Below are 14,578 nucleotides of genomic sequence, written 5' to 3'. Positions count from 1 at the left end.
CAAGCAGCACCCCTCACGGCGCGGCCAGAGTGCGGTTGCAACGGGAGATCGTCAAGCCCCGGAAAACACCAGTGTGACGGCGCTGGACGGCGTTGATTTTGTGGAGAAGTCGCGCGTTAGGCGGCGGCGTTGCGTGGTGCCCGCTTCAGCAGCAGAAGAAGGACGAGGCAAACGATGGTGACCGGCCAGACGACGGCATTCAGCATGTCCCAGCCATAGGTGGACAGGACCTTGCCTGACGCGAAGGACGACAATGCCACGGTTGTGAACAGGATGATATCATGGAAGGCCTGTACCTTGTCGGCTTCCTGCGACCGATAGCTACTCGCAACGATCGCGGTCGAGCCGATGAAGCCGAAATTCCAGCCAAGCCCGAGCAAGACCAACGCGCCCCAGAAGTTCCAGAGTTCGACGCCCATATGGGCCACCGCAGCGCAGGCCATCAACAGAAGCAGGCCGCAACCGACGATGCGCTCGGCGCCGAAACGGCTGATCAGCCAACCCGTGACGAAGCTCGGGGCGAACATTGCGAGCACGTGCCACTGAATGCCGAGCGTTGCGAGGTCGGTCGAAAAACCGCAGCCAACCACCATGGCGACCGGTGCGCCGGTCATCATGAAGGTCATCAGCGCATAGCTGGAAATGCCACAGACCATGCCGGTGACGAAGCGCTGGCTGCGAACGATTGTGCCGAGCGGACGCACGCTCTGGTCATGATGGTCGCTGACCATGACGCCCGCTTCCGGCAGCCTCAACGGCGCAAAGAAGAAGGCCGCTATCAGGCAGACCGGGATAAGAACGACAAAGGCACCGGCAAAGGCGACCGGTGCGAAAAGGTCGTCGGCGAAGATGACGATCTGGGGGCCGAGCACCGCCGAGATGATGCCTCCGCCAAGGATCAGCGAGATCGCCTTTGGTTTGTAGAAAGAGGGAGACGCGTCGGCAGCGGCAAAGCGCAGCTTCTGGGTGAAGCCATTCGACGCGCCGAGCATCGCCAGCGCGAAGGCGAAGAGCCAGAAGCTTTCGCGGAAGAGGGCAACCGCGGCAAGCGCCGCGCCAAATGCGGCAAGTCCGGTGCCGCTGATGAATGCACTGCGCCGACCGATGACACGCGACAGCATCGCAACCAAGACGACGCCAAGCGCCATGCCGACGTTGAAGGCGGTAAGCGGTGCCGTTGCCAGCGACTTGTCGTTCGCCAGCAGTTGATAACCCGCGACACCACCGATGGAAAAGCAGATCGGCCCGACGACGCCGAGCATGGCCTGCGCGGCGGAGAGAAGGAAAACGTTGCGGCGCGCTTCGCGAAGGGCACCGCCCAAGTCATCCACCGCAGCCGCGACCATGATCTCTATTTCCTTGCTTCGCCACGCACCTGCTTGGCGATGCGGTCGAGAACGGCGTTGACCAGCTTGGGCTCGTCATCGCTGAAGAAGGCCTTGGCGATCTCGACATATTCGGTAACGATCACCGGTACGGGTACGTCCTTGCGCTCCAGCATCTCGAAGGTACCTGCACGCAGGATGGCGCGCACGGTGGAATCGAGACGTGACAGAGCCCAATCGTCCTGAAGGGCTGCGCCGATCAACGGGTCGAGCTTGCGCTGGTCGCGCACGACGCCCGAAACGATCGACCGGAACCACGAGGCATCGGCCTTCAGATAGGTGTCGCCGTCGACGTCCTGGCCGAGGCGATGGGCCTCGTACTCGGCAACCACTTCGAGCACGCCGCTGCCGCCGATATCCATCTGATAGAGCGCCTGCACCGCGGCGAGGCGCGCGGCGCCGCGCTGGTTGACTTGCTTCAGCGGTTGATCCGAGGGGGTCTTCGTCACTTTTCCGTGCCCAGTTTCTTCTTAAGTTCAATCATGGTGAGCGCAGCGCGCGCGGCAAACCCACCCTTGTCGCCTTCCGACCGGCGGGCGCGTGCCCAGGCCTGGTCGTCATTTTCCACCGTCAGAATACCATTACCGATCGCCAGGCTCTCGCTCACTGCGAGGTCCATGATCGCACGCGAGGATTCGTTGGCGACGATATCGAAGTGGTAGGTCTCGCCGCGGATGACCATGCCAAGCGCCACGAAGCCATCATACTCCGTTCCGCCTTCGTCCGCTCCGTCAAGCGCCATGGCGATTGCCGGCGGGATTTCGAGCGCGCCCGGAACGGTTACGATATCATAGGTCGCCCCGGCGGCGTCCAGCGCATGTTTTGCACCATCGAGCAACGCATCGGCCATATCGTCATAGAAGCGTGCTTCCACAATCAGGATGTGGGCAGCCGTGGACTTTGCCATGGATCACCTGTCTTTGAGAGTTCGGCGCCGGATGCGACCGGCAGAGGCGGCGGTCAAATCATGCCCTGCGCCGAATGGCAAGCAAATTCCGCCACAGACGGCCTTTTGCCGCGCTACACGGCGCCACCCGCTGCCTCATCGCACCGATGCTGGCCACGCACGCATAATCGCGTCGATCTCAAGTCTACAATTCTTCAAGGCCTTGCATTCGAGCGAACTGGGTCTCAAGCTCCGGTATCACAGGAGCCCCCAAGAGGTCGTCCCGTATGCCAGAACTCGCTTCAGCGATCCGCCTGCCCGGCCCGCCCCAAGCGGTCATCTTTGACATGGATGGCCTGCTCTTCGACACGGAGGCGCTCTATCGTGACGCGATGATCCGTACTGCGCCCGAGTTCGGCCAAGACATGCCGGTCTCGCTTTATCTCGATACCGTCGGACTTTCGGCGGAAGCTACCCGCCGCGTGCTGAAGCGGCATTTTGGCCTTGCTGTCGATGTCGACCAATTCTGGAAACGCGCGACGGCACGTTTCAACGCCATGGCTGAGACCGAGCTTCGCCTGAAACCGGGCGTGATCGAGCTCATCGCCCTGCTGGAGGACATGTCACTGCCCTTTGCGATCGCCACCTCTTCACATCATCACGACGTGAAACGCAATCTCGATGCGCACGGGTTGCGCGATCACTTCCCGACAGTCGTGGCCTATGGCGACTACGACAGCGGCAAACCACGTCCCGCCCCCTATCTCACGGCTGCACGGTGCCTTGCGATTCCTCCGGAACACTGCCTTGCTCTGGAGGACAGCCACAACGGCGTTCGCTCCGCAGCGTCGGCCGGCATGATGACGGTCATGGTTCCCGACCTGCTGCCACCGAGCGAGGAGGTCCGCAACTTGTGCGTCAGTATCGCCAACAGCCTGCTCGACGTGCATCACGCGCTTCTGACCATCTGGCGGCCGATGGAACAACGCGCTTGAAACCAGGAGGCGTCGAGCTGCAGATCGCCACAGGATTGCAACACCGCCCCAAGATCGCGGCAAGGACGGTGGCAAATTCTGCGCTCACAGGTTGACGATCATCGGATCGCGCGACACGGATAGGACCGGAGAGCCACCGCGAAACGAACGGAAGGCGATGCAAGGCGGCGAGCGGGCGGTGTGGTTGATGCCCACACTTCACTCCAGCCGCAATCCAGGGAGGAGAATTTGACGGACACAACGAAACCGATCATCAACCCCAGGGACCTCGAACTCGACCATTGGACACAGGGAAGCTTCTTTGAATCGCGCGATGCTGCCTTTGGCGCGCTGCTCGGTCTGAAGGACCTCGGCATTGGTTATGGAGAAGTGCCACCGGGGAAATCCGGCTGCCCATTCCACAATCATCACGTCGAGGAAGAACTGTTCATCATCCTCGAAGGCGAAGGCACCTACCGGTTGGGCGATAAAAGACATGCCGTTGGGCCTGGCGACATTCTGGGCGCACCTGCCGGTGGGCCAGAAACGGCACACCACCTGGTCAACACGGGCACGGTGCCGCTGAAATACCTGTCGATCTCGACCATGGCCGCGACCGAAATCTGCGAGTATCCGGATTCGGGCAAGTTTCTCGCCAAGACGCGCGGACCGGGCGGTGAGCGACGCTTCCGCTTCATCGGTCGCAGTGGCGGCGCCGTCGATTACTGGGACGGCGAGCCTGGCGCCTGATCGCAATCCAAGCCAACGGACAGTACCGGATCCAACATGAACAGTGTTCCCATCATCGAGACAGACCGCCTCGTCCTGCGTCCTTATCGCCGCGACGATTTCTCTTCCTACGCCGCCCTTTTTGCCGATGTGGACGTGACCCGCTTCGTCGGAGGCGTGCCGTTCACGCGTGAACAATCCTGGACGCGTTTTTTGCGTCAGGTCGGCATGTGGCACTATTTCGGCTTCGGCTTCTTTGCGATCCAGGACCGGCAGACCGGCGTCTTTCTTGGCGAAGCCGGCTTTCACGACGTGCACCGCGCCATAACGCCGTCGCTTGAGGGGACGATGGAGACGGGGTGGGCGCTGTCACCGAAAGCGCATGGCCAGGGGCTGGCGACGGAGGCCGTCAGCGCGGCTCTCAAATGGGCCGATCACCAGTTTCCGACCCTCAGGAAAACCTGCATCATCGATGTCGGAAACCAAGCGTCCATTCGCGTTGCTGAAAAACACGGCTTCAAGGAGTTCTGGCGAACGACCTACCACAGCAACCACGTCATCATGTTCGAGCGCCACCTGAAGACTGTAACTGCGACAGGCAAGATGCGCGCACACGCCGAAACATGAACAATTTTTAATTGTTTTCCAGCGTTTTACGCCACGGAAACGGCCAGATTCCGGCCCAGCGTCCTAGGCGTTGGAGCGACGCGCGCGCCCTTACCTGGGGACCAAACGCCGTCCAATCAGTCGAAACAGTCCAGTACGGTTTGCTGCGGGCCCTCCCTCCCGCAAATGATCCCGGCTGGCCCCTGCGATATGCGAACCGGGTGTCGGGTCGACCCCGATGCATCGCAGGCAACAAAGGAGCATGACCATGAACCGCATCGCAAAGCTTTCCGTCATCGCTGCCCTCTCAGCCCTTTCGTTCGGCGGCGTCTCCCATGCCGCGAGCCCCGAGATGAGCTGGCCGGCCCACATCGACCAGACGGTCCGCAACTTCAAGGGCAACAATTTCACGATCGTCAACCTCGATACGCTCAAGGAAACGAGCCAGACGCGCACGTCGATCGACGAAGCGACGCCGCAGCAGATCTCGGCCCTGCACGCCGCAGTCACCGCCAACAAGCCGCTCGCCGCCGCGCTGAAGGCCCAGAACGTCGAAATGAACAATATCGCCGGCGCCGAACAGGCGGCCGATGGCGGCCTGACCTTCTATCTGCGCTAACTCCGAGCAGCCTGATGAGACGCAACCGCCCCCGATCGGGGGCGGTTTGTTTTCCAGCAAAGCTCGAGCGGTCGGTTACTCCGGCTTGGACGCCGGGAACTCTGCTAGGCGCGCCGCGTAGCGGGCCATGGTGTCGACCTCGAAGTTGACGAAATCTCCGGCCTTGCGTTCGCCCCAGGTCGTCACCTCAAGCGAGTGCCGGATGAGCAGCACGTCAAACTCGGCGCCGTCGACCTTGTTGACCGTAAGCGATGTGCCGTCGAGCGCGACGGACCCCTTCGGGGCCACAAATCTTGCCAGATGCGCCGGCGCCCGCAGGCGAAAACGTACGGCGTCACCCTCGGGCTCCACGGACAGGATTTCCGCCTTGTCATCAATATGGCCCGAGACCAGGTGGCCGCCGAGTTCGTCGCCGATCTTCAACGACCTCTCGAGATTGATGCGCGTTCCCTTCTTCCAGCCGACAATCGTCGTCAGGCGCAATGCTTCTTCCCAGGCCTCGACCTCGAACCAACGGTCGTTGCTGCCGTCCTCAGGCAATGCCGTCACGGTCAGGCAGACACCCGAATGGGCGATGGACGCCCCCATGTCGATGGTCTTCGGATCATAGCTCGTTGCGACGCGCAACCTGATGCCCTCTTTCAGCGGGGTCACGCTGTCAACGGTGCCAATGTCGGTAACAATGCCTGTGAACATCAGTTCTCTCTTTCGTATTCCTCGAACACGTCCTCGCCGTAGTGCGCTTCAACAACACGCCTGAAGCCCGCGGGAATGGACTTACGATCAAATGGGGATGGGATGCCGTCTTCGCCAATGGCCGCGGGGCCAGTATAAAGCTGAATGCGGTCGACGAGACCGGCGTCGAGAAAGGCCCGTGCGGCAACAGCGCCGCCTTCCACCATCAGCGAGGAGAGGCCGCGTGAACCGAGCGCCGTCAGAAGATCGGCGATCGAGTTTGCTTCCAGCACCTCGACACCGGCCGCTTCCAAGGCTTTCCTGCGGGCGGCCAAGCTGTCGTCGGCTTCGCCTCCCGCCTCGGCCGATCCACCGCCGGATATCACGATCACCGGGCTCTCTCGCGCCGTGCGCACCAACTTTGAATGAAGCGGCAGGTCGAGACGGCGATCGAGCACAATGCGCACCGGCGAACGAGCTTCGAGCCCCGGCAGCCGCACCGTCAGTTCCGGATCATCGGCCGTCGCAGTGCCGATCCCGACCAGGATGGCGTCCGTTTCGGCCCTCAGCATCTGTACCTGGCCGCGGGAGATCGGGCCGGTGATGCGCACCTGCCCTGCCCCCTTTCGACCAATCATGCCATCAGCCGAAACCGCAAGCTTGAGAGTCACATAGGGGCGCCGGCTGACCTGGCGCATGAGATAGGCTTCGAGTGCGTGATGGCCCTCTTCGGGCAGAACGCCGATGTCGACGGTGATGCCGGCATCGCGCAGGCGCACCACGCCGCGTCCGGCGACCCGCTCATCCGGATCGAGGATCGAAACCACCACGCGGGCAACACCGGAGGCAACAAGTGCATCGGCACAAGGCGGTGTCTTGCCGTGATGCGAGCATGGCTCCAACGTCACGTAGGCTGTCGCCCCCCTCGCCTTATCGCCAGCTTCGGCGAGCGCCTGGGTTTCTGCGTGCGGACGCCCGCTGCGCGCAGTTACGGCGCGGCCAACGACGATGCCGTCCTTGACGATCAGGCAGGCGACGGAGGGATTGGTGGATGTCTGACCGAGATGGTGGCGGGCCAGCCTCAGCGCCGCGGCCATGAACCTCTCGTCCTCACGGGTGGGCTCTGCCATGGCTCTGTCCTGTGCGCCCTCTACTCGCCCGGGTCGCGCGCGATCTTGGCGCTGATCTCGGTGATGACCTTCTCGAAATCCTCGGCGTGCGAGAAATCGCGATAGACCGAAGCGTAGCGCACGAATGCCACGTCATCGAGGCTCTTCAAGGCTTCCAGCACCTGCAGTCCGATTTCCTCGGACGGGATCTCTGTTTCGCCGGAGCTTTCCAGTCGCCGAACGATGCCCGAAACCGCCCGCTCGATACGATCGCGGTCGACCGGGCGCTTGCGAAGCGCGATCTCGAAGGATCGCAGCAGCTTGTCCCGGTCGAAAGGAACCTTCCGACCGGTCTTCTTGATGATCATCAACTCACGCAGCTGCACCCGCTCGAAGGTCGTGAAACGACCTCCGCAATCCGGACAAATCCGGCGGCGGCGAATGGCATTCCCGTCCTCTGCCGGACGGCTGTCCTTCACCTGGCTGTCTTCAGATCCGCAATAGGGGCAGCGCATGAGCGACCGATCACATGTAGCCGTACATCGGGAAGCGGTCGGTCAGCTTGACGACCTTGTCGCGAACGCCGGCTTCGACGGCAGCATTGCCTTCGTCGGAGTTGGCAACCTTGAGGCCATCGAGGACCTCGACGATCAATTCGCCGATTTCCTTGAACTCGGCTTCCTTGAAGCCGCGGGTCGTACCAGCAGGCGTGCCGAGACGGACACCCGAGGTGACGAACGGCTTTTCAGGGTCGAACGGGATGCCGTTCTTGTTGCAGGTGATGAAGGCACGGCCGAGGGCGGCTTCCGCACGCTTGCCGGTTGCGTTCTTCTTGCGCAGGTCGACGAGCATCAGGTGGTTGTCGGTGCCGCCCGATACGATGTCGAGACCGTTGGCCTTCAGAGTTTCGGCGAGGGTGCGGGCGTTCTTGACGATCTGGGCCGCGTAGTCCTTGAACGACGGATCCAGCGCTTCACCGAGTGCGACAGCCTTGGCAGCGATGACGTGCATCAGCGGGCCGCCCTGGAGGCCCGGGAAGACGGCCGAGTTGATCTTCTTGGCGATATCTTCGTCGTTGGTCAGCACCATGCCGCCGCGCGGACCGCGAAGCGACTTGTGCGTCGTCGTGGTGGCAACGTGGCAATGCGGGAACGGCGACGGATGCTGGCCACCGGCAACGAGACCGGCGATGTGCGCCATGTCGACCATCAGCCAGGCGCCGACTTCGTCGGCAATCTCGCGGAAGCGCTTCCAATCCCAGATGCGCGAGTAAGCGGTGCCGCCGGCAATGATCAGCTTCGGCTTGTGCTTGCGCGCCTGCTCGGCAACATTGTCCATGTCGAGCAGGTGATCGTCTTCACGCACGCCATAGGAAACGACGTTGAACCACTTGCCGGACATGTTGACCGGCGAGCCGTGCGTCAGGTGGCCGCCCGAGTTGAGGTCGAGGCCCATGAAGGTGTCGCCCGGCTGCAGCAGCGCCAGGAACACGGCCTGGTTCATCTGCGAACCGGAGTTCGGCTGAACGTTGGCGAAGTTGACGCCGAAGAGCTTCTTGGCGCGTTCGATCGCCAGTTCTTCCGCGATGTCGACGAACTGGCAGCCGCCGTAATAGCGCTTGCCCGGATAGCCCTCGGCATATTTGTTGGTCATGATCGAGCCCTGGGCTTCGAGCACGGCGCGGGAAACGATGTTCTCCGAGGCGATCAGCTCGATCTCGTGGCGCTGACGACCCAGCTCCTTCTCGATCGCACCGAAGATGTCCGGATCGCTGTCGGCCAGAGAGCGGGTGAAGAAGGCGTCATTGGTCTGTGCAGGCATCGGCGCGAGGCTCCTCTCAAGGGTGGCAGTTCTTTAGCTTCCTCGCACGACGAGAGCAATATCCGCTGTGCGGTTTGCGTCATTTCCCTCATCTGCCGCGCCGAAATATCGCGGGCCGTTGCGCATGAAAAAGCCGCGCTCCCAAGGGAAGCGCGGCTTTTTGAGAACCGTGTCGCAAATCTGCCTATTGCGGCAGAGCGTCCTGCTCGACCGAACCGGAGGGCTGCTCGACACCATAGGGCGACTGCAACGCGAGCTCGGTCGCACCGTCGCGCTGGTAGATGTCGTCGCGGAACTGCACCACGCCGTCCTTGGCAGACCAGGCGGTGATGTAGGTAAAGAAGACCGGAACTTCCTCGGCGAGAGTGATCGGCGTGTTGACACCGGTCTTGATCGTCGCCTCGATCTGCTGGCGCGACCAGCCGGGCGTATCCTTCAAGAGCCAGGTCGACAGATCGCGCACGTTCTGCACGCGAACGCAACCGGACGATTCGAAGCGCATCAGCTTGTTGAACAGGCCCTGCTGCGGCGTGTCGTGCATGTAGACCTGATGCTCGTTGTGGAAGTTGATCTTCGTCGACGACATCGCGTTGATTTTGCCCGGGTCCTGGCGGAACATCAGGTTCGGCGCCTTCTCGGCGTTCCAGTCTACCGTTTCCGGGGAAACTTCGCCGCCACTGCCATCAAACAGACGGATCGAGTTGCGTGCGAGGTAGGTCGGATCCTTGCGCATCAGCGGCATGATATCCTTCTGGATGATCGAGCGCGGCGCAGTCCAATAGGGGTTGAGGATAACCTCGTAGATCTTCGAGTTGAGGATCGGCGACTGGCGGTCGATCTTGCCGACGATTGCGGTGTGACGCAGCGCCACGCGGCCGTTCTCGACAGCCTCGATATAGGCGGCCGGGATGTTGACCATCACGTAGCGGCGGCCGAGATCACCGGACATCGACTGCAGACGGACGAGGTTGGTCTGCAATTGGCCGAGGCGGGTGTTGGCATCGACGTTGATTGCCTTCAGCGTGTATTCGCCGATGACACCATCGGCCGGAAGGCCATGGCGCGCCTGGAAGCGCTTGACCGCACCCTCGACGTAGCTGTCGAAGGATGAGGAGACGCCTGCCGACTGCGGCAGGTCACCGGAAACCATCAGGCGCTGGCGCAGTTGCTGAACCGAAGGATCGGTGACGCCGAGTTCCAGCTTGACGCTGGTCTGGACCATCGGCCAACCGCCTTGGGAAACGATGTTCTGGTAATCGAGGATCGCTTGCTGCACGTGCGCGATCGTTTCCGGGCCGAAGACCGGGGTGTTTGAAACGACGGCGGTCGCCGTACGCGACGCCTTGGCGTCGAACTGATCGTCCCAGGAACCACGGCGCGGCGAATTGATGATCTCGTTCAGGGCGTCCTGTGCACCTGCGGCGCCGGCAATTGCCGCGGCACCGAAGGTTGCAGCCGAGCGCAGAAAGGCGCGGCGCGAGAATGCATCAATTCCATTCTTTTTCGACATATTCTACCATCCCAATGCGTTGGCACGCCCTATGCGCTGACACGCACGTTGCCGGAGCCCTAACACGATCGTGGTTAACAAAGGTCAACCAACGAGCCACCCTGCCCTCACATGATTTCACGATACCGCGAGTGAGGACCCTCATCCGGCAGGCGAAACGCGAAACGAGTCCACGTTCAGAAAACACGTGGCCGCACCTACCGCATGTCCCCGTCGCTGTCACAGCAATATGGCCAATTCGTGTCTCGGCCGGATCGATGGGCGGGATGGCATGGCTTTTGCTTTGCGTTTGCGGACGCACGTCTCAAGCAGAACAAATCGCGACAACATTATGAATTTCTAATATTTTTTCGAGTGGCACCACGGCTGCTGGGCGAGTTGCGCGCCGGCGCGATGCGGCTTTTCGGCAAAAGACCGAAAAAGCGAAAAGCGGCAAAGGTCGGACACGCAGGGATTGCGCCCGACCCTTGAACTGGAGGTATTGGCCTGGACTACAGGCGGTACATGATCGAGTCGTTCCAGAAGCGGTCGAGGCGCTGCAGGAGCTTGTTCATCTGGGTGAATTCGTCCGAACCGATGCCGCCGACCTTCTGGATCGAGCCGATGTGGCGCTCGTAGAGCTTGGCGACGGTTTCGGCGATTTCCTGGCCGTCTTCCGTCAGGCTGATGCGAACCGAGCGGCGGTCGACACGGGAGCGCTGGTGGTTGATCAGACCAAGGTCGACGAGTTTCTTGACGTTGTAGGAAACGTTCGAGCCGAGGTAGTAACCGCGGGAGCGAAGTTCGCCGGCGGTCAGTTCCGAGTTTCCGATGTTGAAGAGCAACAGCGCCTGAACGGCGTTGACGTCGTCGCGACCCTGACGGTCGAACTCGTCCTTGATGACGTCGAGCAAACGGCGGTGCAGACGCTCGACGAGGTGAAGGGATTCCATATAGAGACCGCGGATGGTATCTTCCTGAGGGTCTCGTGGCTGAGCCGCCTGCGGCTTCATCTTGGTGTTCATTTGACTGCCTCACTGTTTTGTTTGGCGGTGTCTGTTTGTCTTCCCGCCTTGAGTGAGACCCTATCGAATACGTCTAAAATTCTACTTAAACCGCAGCCTTAACAAGAGCTTGCCATTTGGCGAGCCTGTCTCAGGGTGAATCAACCCTTACCTGCTTTGCCTGCCGCCAGCGCTGGTAGAACAGCGCGGCACGGAAAAGAACGAACGTCAGCGCCACGGCGACGTGCAACACGACCAGCAACGGGCGGCTGCCGAAACTGGCAGGATAATACTCATACATGGCGATCTCGATCGCCACTGCGACCACCCAGACGACAGGCCCCCAGGAGACGAGCAGCCACAGCCCTAGGGCCGCGACCGGGTAGACGACGGCAAGTGCCGTCGCCGCCGCACGCCACTCCGGCGACAGCAGATCGAAGCGGCCGGCGCCGCCATGGGAAAAGCCGATCAGCATCGCCCAGTAGTTGAGCGCGAACCAGATGCATGAGGCCGCGACCAGACGCAGGAACAGCCCGAAGAGGATCTCGGTCAATGACGGTTTCGGCACATGGGCAGAATCATGAAGCATGGCCGGCAAGATAGGGCGGGCGCGCGTCATCCGCCAGCGGGATCGAGGCCCCCTGCCCTTCCAGCCGGGTGGCAGGGAAGAAATGCCGCAGCCCGCACGCCGGGCGCGCAGTTTCCAAGCGGAGGCGCCGCATGGTAAAGCGCATGCCTATCGACGATGACAGTGGAAAGGCATGGGCGCGATGAACGACAGGACAAATCTTGTGGACAGGATCACCGGCCACCGCCGCATGCGCCGCAACCGCAAGGCCGACTGGACTCGACGCCTTGTGCAGGAGAACCGCCTGACAGTCGACGACCTGATCTGGCCGATCTTCATCGTGCCCGGCAGCAACATCGTGCAGCCGATCGATGCGATGCCGGGCGTCAACCGCATGAGCATCGACAAGGCGGTGGAAGCCGTCCGGGAAGCGGCCGATCTCGGCATCCCGGCGATCGCCACCTTTCCAAACATCGACATGTCGTTGCGCGACGAGACCGGCTCCAACAGCCTTGCCGCCGACAATCTGATCAATGAGGCGACCCGCGCCTTCAAGAAGGCCGTGCCCGAGATCGGCGTCATTACCGATGTCGCTCTCGATCCCTTTACCAGCCACGGGCACGACGGAATCCTGCGCAACGGCGAGATCGTCAATGACGAGACGGTCGAGATGATCGCCCGGGCGGCCATCGCCCAGGCCGATGCCGGTTCCGACATCATTGCGCCCTCCGACATGATGGACGGCCGCATCGGCGCGATCCGCCAGGCGCTCGACGCAGCCGGCCACCAGAATGTCGGCATCATGTCCTATGCGACGAAATTCGCCTCCGGCTTCTATGGTCCCTATCGCGAGGCGATCGGTACGGGCGGCCTGCTGAAGGGCGACAAGAAATCCTACTACATCGACCCGGCCAACGGCACCGAGGCGATCCGCGATGCAGCGCTCGACGTCGAGGAAGGCGCCGACATGCTGATGGTGAAGCCCGGTCTTGCCTATCTCGACATCTGCTGGCGGATGAAGGAGGCCTTCGGCCTGCCGGTCTTTGCTTACCAGGTTTCGGGCGAATATTCGCAGATCAAGGCGGCAGCGGCGAACGGCTGGATCGATGGCGAGAAGGTGATGCTGGAGACGCTGCTCGCCTTCAAGCGCGCCGGTTGCGACGGCATCCTCAGCTATTTTGCCGTCGAGGTGGCCCGGATTCTCGCCAAGGGCAGATAGTTTGGCGAAGCGGCCAGGCTAGCGATCCTTGTTTTGCAGGGTCCGCAATCCCATATCCATCAAGCAACCAAGCGAGGCTTAAGCGGATGACCATGCACAACGAAGACCTGAGGCTGCCGAGCAACGACTGGCGCGCCTATCAGGGCGTTCTGTCGCGACGCGTCTTTGCCTTTCTGCTGGACTACGCCGTTATCGCGCTTCTTTGGATTCCTGCGGCGGTCGTGGTCTTTTTCCTGGGCATCCTCACGCTTGGCCTCGGTTTCATGCTTTACCCGGCGCTGTTTGCGATCGTGGCCATGCTGTATTTCGGCCTGACGGTCGGTGGCCGCGAACAGGCCTCCCCCGGCATGCGCATGATGGGCCTGGCGATTGCCCGCACCGATGGGCGACCAATGGACTTCCTGACGGCCATTGTGCACCTCGTGATCTTCTGGATTGCCAATGCGCTGCTGACGCCGCTGATTCTGCTGATTGGCCTGTTTACCGACCGCAGCCGGCTGCTGCACGACCTGCTGATCGGTACAGTCACGGTGCGTCGCGACATGTACTGACGTCCGGCGTGCAACGGGCACCGCTTATTTTCATACATCCTAAAGTATATGGGCAGAGGATCATCGAAGCGGTAACGAGTGAGTTGACGTTTTCCATTCTTCCGCCATGCTACTGTCATGAACAACCGCGCGAAGAGTGACCGCCGGACTCGATGAACACACAGGCCACACCGTCTCCCCAATTTTACCTGACTGCGCCGGCAGCCTGTCCTTATCTGCCGAACGAGATGGAACGGAAAGTCTTTACCCACATGGTGGGCGAGCGCGCGCCCGAACTGAATGACCTTCTCACCCAGGGCGGCTTCCGCCGATCGCAGAACATCGCCTATCGGCCGGCCTGCGAGACCTGTCGTGCCTGCATCTCGGTGCGAATCCTGGCCAATGAATTCCGGCCCAGCCGGTCCATGCGCCGCGTGATGGCCGCCAATCGAGATGTGATTTCAGCGGAGTACGCCGCCGAACCCTCGAGCGAACAATATAATCTCTTCCGCCGCTACCTCGACCGCCGCCACCAGAAGGGCGGCATGTCCGACATGTCGGTGCTCGACTATGCGATGATGGTCGAAGACACGCATGTGCACACGAAGATCATCGAATACAGGCTGAGGGTTGAAGGTGACGGCATTAGCGAAAAGGCCCGCGGACCGTTGATCGCGGCCGCCTTGACCGACCGCATGGGCGACGGGCTCTCCATGGTCTACTCCTTCTTCGACCCGAGCCATGAAGAGCGCTCGCTCGGCACGTTCATGATTCTCGACCACATCCGTCGGGCAAAAGAGCGTGGCCTGCCGCACGTCTACCTCGGCTATTGGGTCAAGGGCTCCCGCAAGATGGGGTACAAGACAAAGTTTTTACCGCAGGAACACCTTATGGCCCGCGGCTGGGAACGCTATGAAGGTGGAGCCACCACCTTGGAAGCTGCTCCTACGAAAACGGGTTAAAA

17 protein-coding genes are annotated in these 14,578 nt (G+C 61.6%); 7 read left to right on the top strand and 10 right to left on the bottom strand.

What is annotated here, in order from left to right:
- Positions 1 to 116 precede the first annotated feature (116 nt).
- The 3 genes from MKZ91_RS26285 to ribH are packed head-to-tail and all read right to left on the bottom strand — an operon-like array spanning position 117 to position 2,292.
- Positions 117 to 1,346, bottom strand: a complete 1,230-nt coding sequence (locus MKZ91_RS26285; protein ID WP_336173984.1) for an MFS transporter — start codon at positions 1,344 to 1,346, stop codon at positions 117 to 119.
- 5 nt (positions 1,347 to 1,351) lie between these two features.
- Complete coding sequence (gene nusB, locus MKZ91_RS26280) at positions 1,352 to 1,834, bottom strand: transcription antitermination factor NusB (RefSeq protein WP_336173983.1); 483 nt, start codon at positions 1,832 to 1,834, stop codon at positions 1,352 to 1,354.
- The gene (gene ribH, locus MKZ91_RS26275; protein ID WP_336173982.1) at positions 1,831 to 2,292 is read right to left on the bottom strand and encodes a 6,7-dimethyl-8-ribityllumazine synthase; all 462 of its coding nucleotides are present in this window, start codon (positions 2,290 to 2,292) and stop codon (positions 1,831 to 1,833) included. Before ribH ends, nusB begins: the two co-directional genes overlap by 4 nt.
- 266 nt (positions 2,293 to 2,558) lie before the next feature.
- On the opposite strand from ribH, the gene MKZ91_RS26270 reads away from it, so the two are divergent.
- The 4 genes from MKZ91_RS26270 (at position 2,559) to MKZ91_RS26255 (ending at position 5,199) form a co-directional block, all read left to right on the top strand.
- The gene (locus MKZ91_RS26270; protein WP_336173981.1) at positions 2,559 to 3,266 is read left to right on the top strand and encodes an HAD family hydrolase; all 708 of its coding nucleotides are present in this window, start codon (positions 2,559 to 2,561) and stop codon (positions 3,264 to 3,266) included.
- Positions 3,267 to 3,494: 228 nt separating this feature from the next.
- Positions 3,495 to 3,995 (top strand): cupin domain-containing protein, encoded by a 501-nt coding sequence (locus tag MKZ91_RS26265; protein ID WP_336173980.1) that lies wholly within the window; start codon positions 3,495 to 3,497, stop codon positions 3,993 to 3,995.
- A gap of 36 nt (positions 3,996 to 4,031) precedes the next feature.
- On the top strand, positions 4,032 to 4,601 hold the full coding sequence (locus MKZ91_RS26260; RefSeq protein ID WP_336173979.1) for a GNAT family N-acetyltransferase: 570 nt from the start codon (positions 4,032 to 4,034) through the stop codon (positions 4,599 to 4,601).
- A 247-nt stretch (positions 4,602 to 4,848) separates the two neighbouring features.
- The gene (locus MKZ91_RS26255; RefSeq protein ID WP_336173978.1) at positions 4,849 to 5,199 is read left to right on the top strand and encodes a hypothetical protein; all 351 of its coding nucleotides are present in this window, start codon (positions 4,849 to 4,851) and stop codon (positions 5,197 to 5,199) included.
- 75 nt (positions 5,200 to 5,274) lie between these two features.
- Here MKZ91_RS26255 and MKZ91_RS26250 read toward each other — a convergent pair whose 3' ends face one another.
- From MKZ91_RS26250 to MKZ91_RS26220, 7 genes are all read right to left on the bottom strand, one after another.
- Entirely contained in the window at positions 5,275 to 5,895 is a 621-nt protein-coding gene (locus MKZ91_RS26250; protein WP_336173977.1) for a riboflavin synthase, read from the bottom strand.
- Positions 5,895 to 7,004 carry a bifunctional diaminohydroxyphosphoribosylaminopyrimidine deaminase/5-amino-6-(5-phosphoribosylamino)uracil reductase RibD gene (gene ribD, locus MKZ91_RS26245; RefSeq protein ID WP_336173976.1) on the bottom strand — a complete coding sequence of 370 codons (1,110 nt, stop codon included), beginning with the start codon at positions 7,002 to 7,004 and terminating at the stop codon, positions 5,895 to 5,897. The genes MKZ91_RS26250 and ribD overlap by 1 nt, the downstream gene beginning before the upstream one ends.
- Before the next feature lie 20 nt (positions 7,005 to 7,024).
- Positions 7,025 to 7,498 (bottom strand): transcriptional regulator NrdR, encoded by a 474-nt coding sequence (gene nrdR, locus MKZ91_RS26240; RefSeq protein WP_034803756.1) that lies wholly within the window; start codon positions 7,496 to 7,498, stop codon positions 7,025 to 7,027.
- A 10-nt stretch (positions 7,499 to 7,508) separates the two neighbouring features.
- Positions 7,509 to 8,804 carry a serine hydroxymethyltransferase gene (gene glyA / locus MKZ91_RS26235; RefSeq protein WP_275023326.1) on the bottom strand — a complete coding sequence of 432 codons (1,296 nt, stop codon included), beginning with the start codon at positions 8,802 to 8,804 and terminating at the stop codon, positions 7,509 to 7,511.
- Positions 8,805 to 8,988: 184 nt separating this feature from the next.
- Positions 8,989 to 10,314, bottom strand: coding sequence for a L,D-transpeptidase family protein (locus tag MKZ91_RS26230; protein ID WP_336173975.1), 1,326 nt, complete (start codon positions 10,312 to 10,314; stop codon positions 8,989 to 8,991).
- Positions 10,315 to 10,805: 491 nt separating this feature from the next.
- The gene (ldtR, locus tag MKZ91_RS26225; RefSeq protein WP_336173974.1) at positions 10,806 to 11,318 is read right to left on the bottom strand and encodes a transcriptional regulator LdtR; all 513 of its coding nucleotides are present in this window, start codon (positions 11,316 to 11,318) and stop codon (positions 10,806 to 10,808) included.
- 130 nt (positions 11,319 to 11,448) lie between these two features.
- Complete coding sequence (locus MKZ91_RS26220) at positions 11,449 to 11,886, bottom strand: DUF6163 family protein (protein ID WP_336173973.1); 438 nt, start codon at positions 11,884 to 11,886, stop codon at positions 11,449 to 11,451.
- Between the two features lie 181 nt (positions 11,887 to 12,067).
- Here MKZ91_RS26220 and hemB point away from each other — a divergent pair, with 181 nt between their 5' ends.
- The 3 genes from hemB (at position 12,068) to MKZ91_RS26205 (ending at position 14,576) form a co-directional block, all read left to right on the top strand.
- Positions 12,068 to 13,084 carry a porphobilinogen synthase gene (hemB, locus tag MKZ91_RS26215; protein WP_336173972.1) on the top strand — a complete coding sequence of 339 codons (1,017 nt, stop codon included), beginning with the start codon at positions 12,068 to 12,070 and terminating at the stop codon, positions 13,082 to 13,084.
- A gap of 86 nt (positions 13,085 to 13,170) precedes the next feature.
- Positions 13,171 to 13,635 (top strand): RDD family protein, encoded by a 465-nt coding sequence (locus tag MKZ91_RS26210; RefSeq protein ID WP_336173971.1) that lies wholly within the window; start codon positions 13,171 to 13,173, stop codon positions 13,633 to 13,635.
- 152 nt (positions 13,636 to 13,787) lie between these two features.
- The gene (locus tag MKZ91_RS26205) at positions 13,788 to 14,576 is read left to right on the top strand and encodes an arginyltransferase (RefSeq protein ID WP_336173969.1); all 789 of its coding nucleotides are present in this window, start codon (positions 13,788 to 13,790) and stop codon (positions 14,574 to 14,576) included.
- Positions 14,577 to 14,578: the final 2 nt, after the last annotated feature.

It is taken from the genome of Ensifer sp. MJa1 (assembly GCF_037026475.1).
GTDB lineage: Bacteria > Pseudomonadota > Alphaproteobacteria > Rhizobiales > Rhizobiaceae > Ensifer.
This window is presented reverse-complemented; position numbering and strand designations above follow the sequence as displayed.

Coding starts and splice junctions, on each gene's coding strand:
- MKZ91_RS26285 (WP_336173984.1), bottom strand. CDS start 1,346: ATGGTCGCGGCTGCGGTGGATGACTTGGGCGGTGCCCTTCGCGAAGCG.
- ribH (WP_336173982.1), bottom strand. CDS start 2,292: ATGGCAAAGTCCACGGCTGCCCACATCCTGATTGTGGAAGCACGCTTC.
- MKZ91_RS26270 (WP_336173981.1), top strand. CDS start 2,559: ATGCCAGAACTCGCTTCAGCGATCCGCCTGCCCGGCCCGCCCCAAGCG.
- MKZ91_RS26260 (WP_336173979.1), top strand. CDS start 4,032: ATGAACAGTGTTCCCATCATCGAGACAGACCGCCTCGTCCTGCGTCCT.
- MKZ91_RS26255 (WP_336173978.1), top strand. CDS start 4,849: ATGAACCGCATCGCAAAGCTTTCCGTCATCGCTGCCCTCTCAGCCCTT.
- MKZ91_RS26250 (WP_336173977.1), bottom strand. CDS start 5,895: ATGTTCACAGGCATTGTTACCGACATTGGCACCGTTGACAGCGTGACC.
- ribD (WP_336173976.1), bottom strand. CDS start 7,004: ATGGCAGAGCCCACCCGTGAGGACGAGAGGTTCATGGCCGCGGCGCTG.
- nrdR (WP_034803756.1), bottom strand. CDS start 7,498: ATGCGCTGCCCCTATTGCGGATCTGAAGACAGCCAGGTGAAGGACAGC.
- glyA (WP_275023326.1), bottom strand. CDS start 8,804: ATGCCTGCACAGACCAATGACGCCTTCTTCACCCGCTCTCTGGCCGAC.
- MKZ91_RS26230 (WP_336173975.1), bottom strand. CDS start 10,314: ATGTCGAAAAAGAATGGAATTGATGCATTCTCGCGCCGCGCCTTTCTG.
- ldtR (WP_336173974.1), bottom strand. CDS start 11,318: ATGAACACCAAGATGAAGCCGCAGGCGGCTCAGCCACGAGACCCTCAG.
- MKZ91_RS26220 (WP_336173973.1), bottom strand. CDS start 11,886: ATGCTTCATGATTCTGCCCATGTGCCGAAACCGTCATTGACCGAGATC.
- hemB (WP_336173972.1), top strand. CDS start 12,068: ATGAACGACAGGACAAATCTTGTGGACAGGATCACCGGCCACCGCCGC.
- MKZ91_RS26210 (WP_336173971.1), top strand. CDS start 13,171: ATGACCATGCACAACGAAGACCTGAGGCTGCCGAGCAACGACTGGCGC.
- MKZ91_RS26205 (WP_336173969.1), top strand. CDS start 13,788: ATGAACACACAGGCCACACCGTCTCCCCAATTTTACCTGACTGCGCCG.